The organism is Actinosynnema sp. NPDC059797 (assembly GCF_042732085.1).
Taxonomy (GTDB): domain Bacteria; phylum Actinomycetota; class Actinomycetes; order Mycobacteriales; family Pseudonocardiaceae; genus Actinosynnema.
Genome location: NZ_JBHWIE010000140.1, coordinates 1 through 13,540 on the forward strand (window position 1 = coordinate 1; position 13,540 = coordinate 13,540).

Consider the following 13,540-nt stretch of genomic DNA (forward strand, 5'->3'; position numbering starts at 1 on the left):
GGCGAGGTCGGGGCCCGGACCATCGCCTGCACCACCTACGACCGGCCGGGTGCGCTGCCGTCCTACCCGATGGAGCGACACCGGATCAGCGATCGGCTGGAACTGTCGGTCAACCTGTCCAACGGCAACGTCATGGTCGTCGCGCGTGACCTGACGCTGCCCGGCACCGGGCTGGACCTGTCGGTGGACCACGTCTACAACAGCCAGGGCTGGGGTTCGGACGACTTCGGCAACTGGCAGCTCAGCACCGGTAGCGGCGTGGGGTTGTGGTTGTGGAACGGCAGCGTCGAGCTGTTCGGTCCCAACGGCTACTGCCTGAGCTTCGACGAGCGGACCGGCGGCGGCTACACCTCGCCGCCCGGCATCGACGCCACGCTCACCAAGGCCGCCGACGGCACGTTCACCCTGACCTTCCACGACTCGCAGGAGAAGTGGCGGTTCGACGCCGACGGCTGGTTCACCTCGCAGTCCGACCGCAACGGCAACACCAACACGATGCACTACACACCCGACGGCGAGACGGCGTCGATCACCGATTCCCAGGGGCGCGTCACCTCCTTCGCCACCAACGACGACGGCCGCATCACCGCGATCACCGACCCGTCCGGGTCGTCGTTCGGCGGCTTCACCTACGACGGCGGCGAGTTGACCCGGTTCGCCGACCGCGACGGCGAGCAGGTCGCGCTGGAGTACGACGACGAGGGCCTGCTGACCCGCCTCACCGACGCGCGCGGGGGCGTCTACACCCTCGGGTGGGCCAACGAGCGGGTCACGTCGCTGACCAAGCCTCTCGCCGGCGGGACGACGGCCACCACCACCTACGCCTACGGGAACGGCACCACGGTCACCGACGCCAACGGACACGCCGCGGTGCACGAGTTCGACGACGAGGGCCGCCAGACCAAGGCCACCGACGCGCTCGGGCACGCCCAGTCGCGGACCTGGACCGCCAACGGCGACGTCAACACCACCACCGACGCCCTGTCGCAGTCCACCACCTACTCTTACGACCCGCTCAACAACCTCATCGGCACCGAACTGCCCACCGGCGCGACGACCGCGGTGGGCTACACCAGTTCAGCGCACCCGTACCTGCCCACGCAGGTCACCGACGCCTCGGGCAACCAGGGCACCCGCGAGTACGACAGCCGGGGCAACCTGACCAAGGTGCGCTCCACCGGCCTGAACGCCGACATCGAGACCTACACCTACGACAGCCGGGGCCTGGTCGCCACCCGCACCGACGGCAAGGGCGCGACCACCACCTACGGCTACGACACCGCGGGCAACCTGACCACCGTCGCCCCGCCCGCCCCGATGGGCACGACCGGCTACACCTACGACTCGCTCTCGCGGGTCACCAGCGTCACCGACGGCAACGGCGTGCGCATCGATTACGCCTACGACCGCCTCGACCGGGTGGTGTCGGTCAAGCACGGCAGCACGGTGCGGCAGGCCAACACCTACGACGCCAACGGCAACCTGACCTCCACCCAGGTCCCCGGCGTCACCCGGACCATGACCTACGACGGGCGCAACCAGCTCGCCTCGGTCACCCGCGGCACCGAGGCGGTGGCCTACACCTACGACAAGGTCGGCAACCTCAAGACCCTGACCACCCCGTCGGGCACCGCCACCTACCACTACGACGCCGCCGACCGGCTGACCTCGCTGGCCGACGCGCACGGCGGCACCACCGCGTTCGAGCACGACGACAACGACCGGCGCACCAAGACCACCTTCCCCGGCGGCAAGGCGGTGCAGGACACCGGCTACGACGCCTCCGGGCGCACCACCTCGATCAGGGTGCGGCAGGTGCCGAACGCGGCGTTCCCCCTGCGCGAGTTCACCTACCGCTACACCCGCCCCGACGGCACCGACACCGACAAGATCCAGGCCAAGACCGTCACGGGCTCCGCCTCCACCGTCGTCACCGACTACGCCTACGACGCCCTCGGTCGCCTCTCCCGGGCCGGCACCGGCAGCTACACCCTGGACAACGCCACCAACGTGCTCTCCGGCGAGGGCCGCACCTACACCGTCAACGCCGCCGACCAGTACACCAAGATCAACGACGTGAACGCGGCCTTCGACGGCGCGGGCAACTACAAGTCCACCACCAACCCCGTCTCCTCCTTCACCTACAGCCCCACCAACCAGCTGCTCACCGGCGACCTCGGCGCCAACCGCGTCATGGAGTTCGCCTACGACACCGGCGACCAGACGCAACCCCGCACCATCGTCGAAACCCCCACCGGCGGCAGCCAGGTCACCCACGTGTTCACCCGCACGGCGTTGGGGGTAACAGAGACCGTGGACAACGGCCAGCGCACCGGCTACAGCCGCGACCCCGACGGTCTGCTGGTCACCCTCACCACCCCGGCCGGCACCCGCTACGGCGCGGTGACCGACCACCAGGGCAGCGTCCTGGCCCTGGTCGACGCCAACGGCAACCTCGCCGCCGAGTACAGCTACAGCCCCTACGGCGTGGTCACCGCCACGGGCGCCGCCGCGAACGCCAACCCGTTCCGCTACCTGGGCGCCTACCAGCTCCAGCGCGGTCACCACCTGCTGGGCCACCGCGTCTACGACCCGTCCTACGCCCGCTTCCGCTCCCCCGACCCCACCGGACAGGAACCCAACCCCTACAACTACGCCCAAGGCGACCCGATCAACAACAGCGACCCCACCGGCGCCCTCAGCCAGACCACCGTCTGCAGCTTGGCCGCCGTCGGCATGTCGACCGGCGTGGGGATCGCGGGGCTCGCCCTGTTCGCCGGTGCGGGCGGGTGGTTCTTCCTCGGGATGAGCATCGGGATCGGGGTGGCGGCCACATTCACCTGTTGACACCCGGGAGACGAGACCGATGACAAGGGACGCCACCGCGTGGACGACCTACCTGGTCGCCTTCGCCGTCACCCTGTTCCTGCTGATCAACCGCATCATCCCGCTCGCGGTGTCCATCCCCTTGTGGCTCGCCGTCGTCATCACGGGGGTGGTCTACTTCGGCCGCAAGTCCATCGCCGAGAAGAGGGCGAAGGGGATCGTGAGGAAACGGCGTCGCTGACAGGCCCCGGGACGTCAGCCGAGTCCGGTGTGCGCGGCAGACATCGCGGGGGTCCGCGCCGGTGACCCCCTTGTTCGACCGGACGGCACGACCACCTGGGTCGTGCCGTCCGTCCTCCCGGGGTCCCGGATGGGCGTGACAGGTCTGCCGAACGGCAGCGACGTGGCGGCCGTACCCGATCTCAGCGCTGTGCCCGTCAGAAGCGGGAGGGGCGCCAGCTCTCGTACTTCGTGATCGCGGAAGACAAGTCGTCCAACGGCTCGCGGTCCTCTTCGATCTCGGCGAAGCCCAACTCGTACAGGCTGCGGGCACCGTCCAAGACCGCCGCCCGAAGGTCGTCCACGGTGGACACGTCGATGACCTGCCCGCCGTGCAGCGTCTCCACCTTGGCCTTCCTCAGCCTGAAGAACAAGGTGAAGCTCGAGTCCGTCCCGACGAACTTCCTCCTGCCCCGACCTGCGTCGACCAACACCCGGACGTCCCACAGCAGTTGCGCTGCGGCCAGGTAGGCCATCAACCGCTCGTCCGGGACGTGCCCTCTCGTGGTGGCGGTTCCGTGACTGCCGGAGACGTCCAAGTGCCCCAGGGAGAAACCGCTGTGAGGTGGGTCGTCGTCCACGGAGAAGGTGAAGAAGGGCATGTCACCTGCCAGTCCGGAACGTAGTGATGATGTTGTCGCTGTTGGCGGAGTCGCCGATGGCTTCGATCAGGAGCATAGCGTTCTCACCAAGTACTTCGCGACTCACGAGCAGGTCGTCCTGCCCATTGTCACATTCCTCCATCAGCAGTTCAAGAACCATCGTAGCATTGCGCCGAACAGGTCCGTCAGGCATTCTGGAGAAAAACTCGAAAGCCCTTTCGATCCGACGTCCGGCGTTCTTTATGATTACAAGACGAGGATCCCTCGGCAGCTTTTGGAGATCCAGGTCGACACCACCTCGAAAAGTTACGTCGAACATCTCCGCATGCGTGAAGTCGTTACCACGGTAGACGTTCTTCACCCTACCCAACTGCTCTGCCGAGGTGGGCTTCGCATTGAAAACGACCTTCTCCATCGACCCACTGAAGACGCAGTCCACGAATTCGGCATCCTGGAAGAACACTTGACGGAAGGAGACGTCCCTGAATGAGCACCTGACAAAAGTGGCGCGACCGGGGAGGGTGCCCACGAGCCGTGAACCGTCGAACACGCAGTCTTCGTACCGGCTGATCTCGGAACCGCTACCGAAACCGCCTCCTTCGAGCCTGAGTCCGCGGAGGTCGCAACGGACGAGCCTGCTGCCGACGCCGATACCCAGGGATCTTATTCTTTCGGCGGGGAAGGTGACATCGGTCAGATCCACGGCGTGCAGCACGAGCAGGCCTTCGTCATCGACCCGCTGCTCGAGGTTCATCGCCCTCCGATATTTCGATTGATCCGACGTCGACCGGTGATGCCGGGCAGTTGCCCGGGCGCAGCGTACAACGCCTGGACAGTCTTCCGGCGAATTCGACCGCCCGGTGCGGATCAGGCCGGTGGGGTGCGGCAGCTCCCCGCCACACGGACGTTCACCTGGTACACCGACAGCGGGGAGGCGCACTCCCCTGGGATTACCGGGACGTTACCGAGGCACAGAGCGTCACCTCAAGGGGCGCGAGGTGGCTGAAGGACGCCGTCGCGCGCGCCGGTGCTCACGGGCGCCGGTCAGACGGGGCGGGGGAAGGGTCCCGTCTGACCGGCAGGAAGGGCACCACCGCACCGGATCAGCCCACGACGGCGTAGGGGGCTTCCGGACGTGGCGCCGCGGGGTCGTCGTGGGCCGCGATCCACTTGTCGTGCAGCCACATCTCGGTGCCGCGCCTGCCCGCGCGGCCGTCCCAGCGGATGTCGCGCTCGTAGGTGACGACCCGGCCGGCGCCGTCGACGATCACCCAGGCGTAGAGGCCGTCGTCGTGGTGTGCCTTGACCTTCATGCCGGTCACGACCCGTTCCGCGCCGGTCGGGTCCACGACGGTCTCGTCGTGCCGGTCGACCCAGGCGACGGTCAGGCCGGTGGCGTAGTCGGCGGCGAAACCGTCGAGCCAGGCCAGGGCCCGCTCACGCGCCCGATCGGCGTCCCCCGGGTCGGCCGGCGCGTCGGCGACCATGCGGGTGTAGCCGAGCAGGGTCGCCTCCTCGTCGACGACGACCGTGATGTGCTCGCCACCGGGGCGCGCGGGTTCGTCGCGCTGGAACCGGACCACGTCTACCGGGCGGCCGTCGTGGGACTCGTGGCGGATCGAGACCGGGCGCCAGCCGTCCGGGACGGACGTCCCTGTGCGGGCCAGGGCGGCGATCGCCGTGGCGGCCGCGTCGTTCGCGGTGATGGGGACTTCGGTCGGCACGGCACTCCCCGTCGTCTGCTGTGGACTGCCCGCCTGCCGCGGGTCGACGGTGGCTTCCGTCGAGCACCCCGCCGCGAGCAGCGCGGCCGCGGTGCAGGCCAGGACCCTGCGGTTCACGACCGGACCGCCTTTCGGTGAGCGGCCGCGGCCAGTGCCGCGCCGACGGCCAACAACCCGGACACCACCGCGACCACGCCGGCGAAGCCGCCGCCGAGGACGTCGGCGTCCAGCAGCGCCGAGGCCAGGGGGGACCCCAGGCTGGCGCCGACGAACAGGGCGAAGGTGTAGAGCGCCACCGCGGCGCCGCGGGCCGGGCCCGCCTGGGCGCCCAGGGCCTCGACCAGCGCGGGCGCGGCCACCACGACCGCGAGCACCAGGGGGAACAGCAGCAGGCCGGTCAGTACCGGGGTCAGTCCGCCGCCGCCCGAGACCAGCGCGGTGAGGGCGGCGATGACCGCCGCCAGGGCCAGGGCCGCCGCGACCCGGGTGCCGGCCGCCAGCCGCACCAGCAGCGGGGTGGCCAGCGGCACGATCGCCATCGCCGGCAGCGCACTGGCCCGCAGGCCGAGCAGCGCGCCGTTGTCGCCCGCGATGCCGACCGGGCCGGCCAGCTGCAGCGCCGTATAGACCGCGACGAAGCTGCTCAGCACGGTCGCGGTGGCCCCGAGCAGCAGCAGGACGACCGGGTTGGAGGTCAGCCCGCCCATGGTCCGGTAGACCGAGCCGAGCGAGGCCGACCCGGTGCCCGCGTCCCGCCGCAGGGTCAGGCGCACCAGCACCGCGCAGCCGACCAGGCCGATCCCGGAGATCGCGAACACCGCCCGCCAGCCCAGTCCCGACAGCAGCTGGGAGTACACCTGCCCGAGCACGCCGGCGGACAGGAACGAGCTGGTCAGGCAGGTCATGGCGGTGACCCGGCGGTCCGGGTCGACGTGCCGCGCGACGTAGGCGAAGGCGGCCGGGGCGAAGGTCGCCGCCGCCAGGCCCTGGGCCACCCGGGCGGCGCTCCCGGTGGTCAGGTCGGGGGCCGCCGCGACCGCGGCCGTGGTGACCGCGGTCGCCACCAGTCCGACGACCAGCAGGCCGCGCCGGTCGAACCGGTCGGCCAGCGGGCCGAACAGCAGGAAGCCCGCGGCGTAGCCCAGCCCGAAGGTCGTCGCGGTCCAGCCCGCCGCGGAGGAGGAGACGTCCCAGGACTCGGCCAGCCGGCCGTACAAGGGGATCACGGCGTAGAGCTGCCCCACGACCAGGACTCCGGTCAGGCACAGCACGAAGAGGGGTGGTGCGAACGGTGCCCGTGCCCCGTCCGCCGGGGACCGCGAGACGGCCGGGCGCGCGTGCGCATCTCTGGTGGGTAGTCGCAACATGGGAACCATGGAACCAACCAACTAGTTGGATGTCAACCATCTAGTTGGTTGGGTGGATGCGGGAACTCAGCCCTGGTGCCCTTCCGCGGCGAGCGCCTTGCGCGCGAACTCCACCAGGTGCGCGCGCATCAGCACGGCGAACTCCGGGGCGTCGGTCGGCTCGCCGATGATCAACCGGGCCATCTGCGGCACCGCGATCGGCCAGGCCGCCAGCCCGATCAGGGTCAGCAGCGTGGCCGCGACCCGAGGGGACACCGGCTTGCCCAGGCTGCGGCTCAGCGTCTCCGCCTTGCGCCGGTAGTGCTCGGCGCGCTCGCCCTCGTTGGGCAGGGGGGTCTCGCGGTAGTGCAGGGCCTCCCACAGCAGCAGCCGGAGCAGGGTCGGGTCGCTGCGGTGGAAGTCGTAGACCCGGCCCACGTACTCGGCCGGGTCACCGTCCTCGGTCAGCGGGGTGCTGGCCGCGATCTCGTCCAGCGCGGCGGCCACCACCGCGTCGAAGAGCCGGTCCTTGCTGCCGAAGTGGCCGTAGATGCGCTCTTTGTTGACGCCGGCGGACTCGGCGATGCGGTCGACCCGCGCGCCCGCCACGCCGTGCAGGGAGAACTCTTCACGGGCGGCGGCGAGCAGTCGCTCCCGGGTGGGGTTCGAGGCCTTCGTCGTTGTCATCCTTCCAGGCTAAACGATGCGTTCCTTTAACCCAACCATCCAGTTGGTTGACACTCCAGGTTCGGTCGGTTACGTTCAACGCAGGCCATACCCGCTGGTAGAGCGAGGGAAGTGGCAGCCCGGATGCGCATCGAGGCGCTCCGACCGTGAGCGCGGTTCCGGTCCACACGTGGCAAACCGCTGCACCGCGAAAATCAGCCGAGGGGGAACTCGAGATGAACACACGTGCTTTAGACAGCGCTCGTACCGACCTGGTCGTCGTCATCCGCAACGACATCCAGCGCTTCGGTATCGAGCGCATTCTGGACGCGGCCGGGTGGGGCGGGGCGATCCGCCACCACGACGCGCTGCCCGGCGCGGTGACCGCCGCGCGGGAGGCCCGGTCCTTGTTGGTCGCCGCCGTCCGCGAGGTCGAGGACCCGGCGGTGCTGCTGGACGCGGCGGGCGCGGGGCTGCGGGTGCTGCTGCTGGTCGACCCGGACGACACGGCCTCGACCGCGGTCGCCGGGCGGCTGGCCCAGTGCCCCTCCGTGGGGTTCCTGCTGACCACGGAGCTGGCCGCGGACACGGTGCCCGCGCTGCTCGAAGCGGCGGCGCGCGGTGAGATGCCGATCCCGGCGCGGCTGGCCCGCGCCCTGCTCGCCCAGGCGGACGGCGCCGAGGCGGCGGTCCCCCGCAAACCCCGGCTCACCTCGCGGGAGCAGCAGGTGCTCACGTTGCTGGTGCAGGGCATGAGCAACCGGCAGATCGCCCGCAGGCTGGTGGTCAGCGAACACGCCGCGAAGCGGCACGTGGCCAACATCCTGGCGAAGCTGGACTGCGCGAACCGCACCGGCGCGGTAGCGCTCGCCCTCGGCCTGGGGCTGTGCGAGGTGCAGCCGGCCGCGGTCGCCTTGTAGGCGCGGCCCGTGACTTCGGGGGAAGCGGTCGCATCGGTTGAATTCAGAGGCGGGACCCGTGGTCGGGTCCCGCCTCATTGCTTTTCGGGCCGCGGTGGCGTTCGAACCGATTCGGCGAATGTGGCGCCCGCCACAACCGGCGGGGGTGCCCGAACGGGCACCCCCGTATTACTACACCGATCGTGGTCGATATCGGGCAATTGTCGGCAATAGTCGCGATCCATAGTGTTCTGGGTGGAAGTGAGAACGGGGAATCACCAACCATCGGGAGCCGAGAATGGAAACCACCACCGCGCACCGGGTGGACGCGCCGCACGCGCACCGCCTGATCGAGGCCATGGGCGCCTTCGGCGACGCCGACGCGGTCGTGTTCGACGGCCGCACGCACAGCCACGCGGACCTGCGGCGCCTGGTCGACGTCTGGGACGGCAGGCTCGACGGGCGCGGTGTGCGCGCCGGCGACGTCGTCACCCTCGAAGGTCCCTACTCCCCCCAGGGCTGCGCGGGCCTGCTGGCGCTCATCGCCCGCGGCGCGATCGTGGTGCCGCTGTCGGCGGTCCCGGCCGCCAAGCGCACCGAGTTCCTGGCCGTCGCCGAGGTCGAGGCCACCATCACCGTCGACGGCGACGACTGGTCCTTCGAGCGCACCGGGGTGCGCGCCGAGCACGAGCTGTACGGCAGGCTGCGCGCCGCGGGCCGCCCCGGCCTGGTGCTGTTCAGCTCCGGCACCACCGGCCGCAGCAAGGCCTCGGTGCTCGACTTCGAGAAGGTCCTGGCCCGCTACGAGGGCAGGCGCAGGCCGAACCGCATCCTGTCGTTCCTCAACCTCGACCACATCGGCGGGGTCAACACCCTGATGCACACCCTCGTCAACGGCGGCACCGTCGTCACCGTCGCCGACCGCACCGCCGACGTGGTGTTCGCGGCCATCGAGCGCCACCGGGTGGAGGTCCTGCCGACCACCCCGACCTTCCTCAACATGGTGCTGTTCTCCGGCGCCCACGAGCGGCACGACACCAGCAGCCTGAAGATGATCACCTACGGCACCGAGCCGATGCCGTTGCAGACGCTCAAGGCGCTCAACGCCCGGCTGCCGCACGTGCGGTTCAAGCAGACCTACGGCCTGTCCGAGCTCGGCATCCTCCCCACCCGCTCGCGCGGCGACGACACCCTGTGGGTCAAGCTCGGCGACGCCGGGTTCGCCCACAAGATCGTCGACGGGGTGCTGTGGATCCGCTCCGAGATGGCGATGCTGGGCTACCTCAACGCCCCCGCGCCGTTCGACGAGGAGGGCTACTTCAACACCCAGGACGCCGTCGAGGTCGACGGGGAGTGGGTCCGCATCCTCGGCCGCAAGTCCGAGCTGATCAACGTCGGCGGCGAGAAGGTCTACCCCAGCGAGATCGAGTCGGTGCTGCTGGAGCTGGACAACATCGCCGAGGCCACGGTCAGCGGCAAGCCCAACCCGGTCACCGGCATGGTCGTCAAGGCCGTGGTCACCCTGATCGAGCCGGAGGACCGGGTCGCGCTCAACCGCCGGGTCCGCGAGTTCTGCGCGCGCCGCCTGGAGTCCTACAAGGTGCCCGCGGTCGTCGAGATCGCCACCGAGGCCCAGCACTCGGAGCGGTTCAAGAAGATCCGGAGCGCCTGATGACCACCACCGGGCACCCCGTGGCCGACGGGCGACCCGCGACCGACGGGTCGGGCCGGGTGGCCGTGGTCAGCGGCGGCAGCCGGGGCCTCGGCCGGGAGCTGGTGTCGCGGCTGCTCACCGACGGCTACCGGGTCGCCACGTTCAGCCGTTCCGCCAACGAGTTCACCGAGCGGTGCGCGGCCGAGCACCCGGACGGGTTCCACTGGTCCGAGGTGGACATGACCGACCAGGACGCGCTGCGCGGCTTCGTGCGCGCGGTGACCCGGCGCTTCGGCCGGATCGACGTGCTGGTCAACAACGCGGCCGTGCTGCCGCCGCAGCAACTGCTGCTCACCACGCCGGGCAAGCAGATCGACGGCTCGCTCACGGTGAACCTGCTCGCGCCCATCGTGCTGACCCAGGCGTGCGCGCGGGTGATGTCGAAGACCGGCGGGGTCATCCTCACCGTGTCCTCGATCAACGCCATCCGCGGCTACCGGGGCGTGGCGGCCTACGCCGCGGCCAAGGCCGGCCTCGACGGCTTCAACCGCGGCCTGGCCCGCGAACTGGGCCCGCTCAACATCCGGGTGAACTCCCTCGTGCCCGGGTTCTTCGACAGCGCGCTCACCGGCGAGGTCACCGAGACCAACCGGGAACGCATCCGGCGGCGCACGCCGCTGGGCCGGCTGGCCGAGCTCCGCGAGGTCGCGGACGTCGCCGGTTTCCTGATATCGCCCCGGTCGTCGTTCGTGACCGGGCAGACCATCGTCGTAGACGGAGGAATCACGTGTTAGCCACCACCGAGGTCCGGGCCCTGGTCCACGAGCAGATCACCGCGCTGCTGGCCGAGTCCGGCGACGCGCCCGCGATCACCGGCGCCGAGCAGCTGCCGGAGCTGGGCGTCAGCTCGCTGATGCTGGCCAGGCTGATCGTCGCCCTGGAGCTGGAGCTCGGCGTCGACCCGTTCGCCGCCGACCTGGAGCTCTCCGCCGTGCGCACGGTCGACGACATGGTCAGCGCCTACGAGGCCGCGCTCGCCGCGGCCGGCTGACCCACCGATCGAGCCAACCACCTGGAGTCGCACCGATGTCGCACGAGTCGCTGGTCGTCGTGGGCGACCGCTTCGCCGAGTTCCTGGGCAACCGGGGCACCATCCCCGTGTCCGCGCTGCTGTGGCGGCTGCGCGGGCACGACGGCACACCGCTGGCCGTCACCGTCGGACAGGGCCTGACCGCCGCGCAGCTGGCGGAGCTGTCCGAGCTGGCCGCGCGCACCGGCGGGCAGGTCTCGCTGCACGGGCACGCCGGGTTCGTCGACAAGCGCCTGACGCACAAGCGCGACCCGCGCAACGTGCTCATCGGCGAGCCGCAACAGGTCGACGACCGCACCTTCACCGCCCCGCTGGTCGTCGACGAGAACACCGAAACCCTCGACGACCACCTGACCGGTCAGCACATCCCCGCCATCGCCCTGACCGAGGCCGCCCGCCAGACCTGGACCGCGGTCACCGAGAAGTTCCTGGTCGACGGGACCGACCGGACCCGCTTCGTGATCAACGACTTCGCCTCGTCCTTCCACAGCTACGTCTTCCCGCTGCCGACCGCGCTGGTCTACCGGCTGCTCGAAGTGCGGAACTCGCCGGTCGGGCGGACGTTCCGCTGCCGCGTCGAGTTCGTGCAGTCGGACGCGGTGGCGGCGGTGGTGAGCGCGGAGTACCGGGTCATCCCGGAGCGCTTCAGCGAGAAGCAGGAGGCGATGGCCGCGCGGGCCGCGGTGAAGCGCCACCTGGTCGAGCAGCCGGTGCTGGCGGGCACGGCGTGACGAACTCGCTCTGGGTCGTGCACTGCCTCGACGCCCCCGGCGCCGCGGCGGCTCGGGAGCTGGCCCGGCCCGCGCACTCGGCCCGGCTGCGCGCCTCGACGACCCGACCGGCCTGCTACGGGCCCCTGGTCGGCGAGGACGGGCGGACCCCGGTCGGCAGCCTCATCGTGCTGTGGGCCGCCGACCGGGCCGAGGTCGAGCGCTGGGTCGCCGAGGACCCGTTCACCACCGCGGGGGTGTGGGGGGAGGTCCGCGTCCACGCCTTCGCCCAGTCCGCGAACTCGCCCAACCCCTTGACCTGAAACCTCTTCCCCGAGGAGCCCGGAACCATGAACGAGCACGTGCCCGGTCGCGCGCTGCAACTGATCCGCCTGGTCGCGACCGCCTGGCTGACCGTCTGGCTCGGCCTGATCACCCTGAACAACATCACCGACTTCGGCACCAACGAGGCGTTGATCCGCCAGATGTTCGAGATGCGCCCGCTGCTGGAGGACCCGGTGCGCGGCAACGGCCTGGAGTGGCGGGCGCTGCCCGGCGGCCTGGCCGCGGCGGCCCTGGTCGGGGTGATCTTATATGAGGCGTTCATAGTGGTGCTGCTGGCGCGGTCGCTGCCCGCCGGGGTCCGCGCGCTGCGCGGTGCGGGGCGGCCGCAGGAGTTCACCCGTCGCGCCAACCGGGGTCTGGCGGCGGCGCTGGTGCTGCCCGCGGGTTTCCTGGCCGGTGGCATGTGGTTCGGGTACTGGCTGTTCATGGGGCAGGTCCAGCAGGTCCACCTCACGTTGCTGATCATCGTCAGCCTGGTCGCGGTGCTGGTCAACGTCGCCGGCGAGCGCACCGAGTCGCCCGCCACCGCGCCCGCCGAGCGCCTGGAGGCTCCGGTCGGCTGACCGGGGACGGTCCGCCGCCGCTCGTCAGCCCCCTCGGCGCGGGCGGCGGCGGGCCGCTGTTCAGCGCACCACCAGGTCGAACCACCCTTTAAGTCCGGAAAGGACAGTCTACCGTGGATACCAGTTCCGGGATCGCGTTCTTCGACGTCGACGAGACCGTGATCCGCGTCAAGAGCATGTTCGACTTCCTCGCCTTCTGGCTCGCCGAGCACGGCGACGACGGCAGCGCCCACGCCGAGGTCATGCGCCAGGTGCGCGCCATGGCCGACGCGGGCGTGGACCGCACGGAGATCAACCGGTCCTACTACGGCCGGTTCGCCGGCGTCCCGGCCGCCGAGGTCCGCGCGGTGGGCGCCGAGTGGTACCAGCGGTACCGGCGCCGCCCGGACGCGTTCGTCACCGCGACCGTGGCCGCGATGGCCGCGCACCGGGCGGCGGGTGACCGCGTGGTGCTGGTGACCGGGTCGTTCCGCCCCGTCCTCGACCCGCTGATGGCCGACCTGGGCGCCGACCTGGCCCTGTGCAGCGAGCCCGTGGTCGACGCCCTCGGCCGCTACACCGGCGACGTGCCGACGCCGATGATCGGGCGGAACAAGACGGCCGCGGTCCGGTCCACCATGGCCGCGCTGGGCGTCGACCCGGCCCGGTGCGCGGCGTACGGGGACCACCACACGGACCTGGGGATGCTCCAGGCGGTGGGCCGGCCTCACGTCATCGCGAACGATCCGGCGCTGCAGGCGGTCGCGGCGACGGCCGGGTGGCCCGTGCTGCCCGCGACCGCCGGACCGCACCCGACCTCGCACCTGCGGCGCGGGGGGTGGGGCTCGCGTCGCGGC

15 protein-coding genes are annotated in these 13,540 nt (G+C 70.8%); 10 read left to right on the forward strand and 5 right to left on the reverse strand.

Annotated elements, in window-relative coordinates:
• On the forward strand, window positions 1-2,847 hold a 2,847-nt coding region (locus ACFV4N_RS25950; protein ID WP_499675203.1), incomplete at its 5' end, for an RHS repeat-associated core domain-containing protein.
• A gap of 19 nt (window positions 2,848-2,866) precedes the next feature.
• A complete protein-coding gene (locus tag ACFV4N_RS25955; RefSeq protein ID WP_499675204.1) occupies window positions 2,867-3,067 on the forward strand; it encodes a hypothetical protein in 201 nt (66 codons plus the stop codon).
• 196 nt (window positions 3,068-3,263) lie between these two features.
• On the opposite strand, the gene ACFV4N_RS25960 is transcribed toward ACFV4N_RS25955, so the two are convergent.
• The 5 genes from ACFV4N_RS25960 to ACFV4N_RS25980 form a co-directional block, all read right to left on the reverse strand.
• Window positions 3,264-3,707, reverse strand: coding sequence for a hypothetical protein (locus tag ACFV4N_RS25960; protein WP_499675205.1), 444 nt, complete (start codon window positions 3,705-3,707; stop codon window positions 3,264-3,266).
• Between the two features lies 1 nt (window position 3,708).
• Window positions 3,709-4,461, reverse strand: a complete 753-nt coding sequence (locus ACFV4N_RS25965; RefSeq protein WP_499675206.1) for a pentapeptide repeat-containing protein — start codon at window positions 4,459-4,461, stop codon at window positions 3,709-3,711.
• A 349-nt stretch (window positions 4,462-4,810) separates the two neighbouring features.
• Window positions 4,811-5,548, reverse strand: a complete 738-nt coding sequence (locus ACFV4N_RS25970) for a hypothetical protein (protein ID WP_499675207.1) — start codon at window positions 5,546-5,548, stop codon at window positions 4,811-4,813.
• Window positions 5,545-6,702: an MFS transporter gene (locus ACFV4N_RS25975; protein ID WP_499675208.1), complete on the reverse strand. Its 1,158-nt coding sequence runs from the start codon at window positions 6,700-6,702 to the stop codon at window positions 5,545-5,547. The genes ACFV4N_RS25970 and ACFV4N_RS25975 overlap by 4 nt, the downstream gene beginning before the upstream one ends.
• 162 nt (window positions 6,703-6,864) lie before the next feature.
• A complete protein-coding gene (locus tag ACFV4N_RS25980; RefSeq protein ID WP_499675209.1) occupies window positions 6,865-7,464 on the reverse strand; it encodes a TetR/AcrR family transcriptional regulator in 600 nt (199 codons plus the stop codon).
• A 215-nt stretch (window positions 7,465-7,679) separates the two neighbouring features.
• Here ACFV4N_RS25980 and ACFV4N_RS25985 point away from each other — a divergent pair, with 215 nt between their 5' ends.
• The 8 genes from ACFV4N_RS25985 to ACFV4N_RS26020 all read left to right on the forward strand — a co-directional run.
• Entirely contained in the window at window positions 7,680-8,363 is a 684-nt protein-coding gene (locus ACFV4N_RS25985) for a helix-turn-helix transcriptional regulator (protein WP_499675210.1), read from the forward strand.
• A gap of 277 nt (window positions 8,364-8,640) precedes the next feature.
• Window positions 8,641-10,014, forward strand: a complete 1,374-nt coding sequence (locus ACFV4N_RS25990) for a class I adenylate-forming enzyme family protein (protein ID WP_499675211.1) — start codon at window positions 8,641-8,643, stop codon at window positions 10,012-10,014.
• The gene (locus ACFV4N_RS25995; RefSeq protein ID WP_499675212.1) at window positions 10,014-10,790 is read left to right on the forward strand and encodes an SDR family NAD(P)-dependent oxidoreductase; all 777 of its coding nucleotides are present in this window, start codon (window positions 10,014-10,016) and stop codon (window positions 10,788-10,790) included. Before ACFV4N_RS25990 ends, ACFV4N_RS25995 begins: the two co-directional genes overlap by 1 nt.
• Window positions 10,784-11,047: a phosphopantetheine-binding protein gene (locus ACFV4N_RS26000; protein WP_499675213.1), complete on the forward strand. Its 264-nt coding sequence runs from the start codon at window positions 10,784-10,786 to the stop codon at window positions 11,045-11,047. Before ACFV4N_RS25995 ends, ACFV4N_RS26000 begins: the two co-directional genes overlap by 7 nt.
• A 35-nt stretch (window positions 11,048-11,082) precedes the next feature.
• Window positions 11,083-11,817 carry an AfsA-related hotdog domain-containing protein gene (locus ACFV4N_RS26005; protein WP_499675214.1) on the forward strand — a complete coding sequence of 245 codons (735 nt, stop codon included), beginning with the start codon at window positions 11,083-11,085 and terminating at the stop codon, window positions 11,815-11,817.
• Window positions 11,814-12,119: a YciI family protein gene (locus ACFV4N_RS26010; protein WP_499675215.1), complete on the forward strand. Its 306-nt coding sequence runs from the start codon at window positions 11,814-11,816 to the stop codon at window positions 12,117-12,119. Before ACFV4N_RS26005 ends, ACFV4N_RS26010 begins: the two co-directional genes overlap by 4 nt.
• Window positions 12,120-12,146: 27 nt before the next feature.
• Entirely contained in the window at window positions 12,147-12,704 is a 558-nt protein-coding gene (locus ACFV4N_RS26015) for a DUF2165 family protein (RefSeq protein WP_499675216.1), read from the forward strand.
• Between the two features lie 113 nt (window positions 12,705-12,817).
• Window positions 12,818-13,540, forward strand: a 723-nt coding sequence (locus ACFV4N_RS26020) for an HAD family hydrolase (RefSeq protein ID WP_499675217.1), incomplete at its 3' end; no start/stop codon positions are given.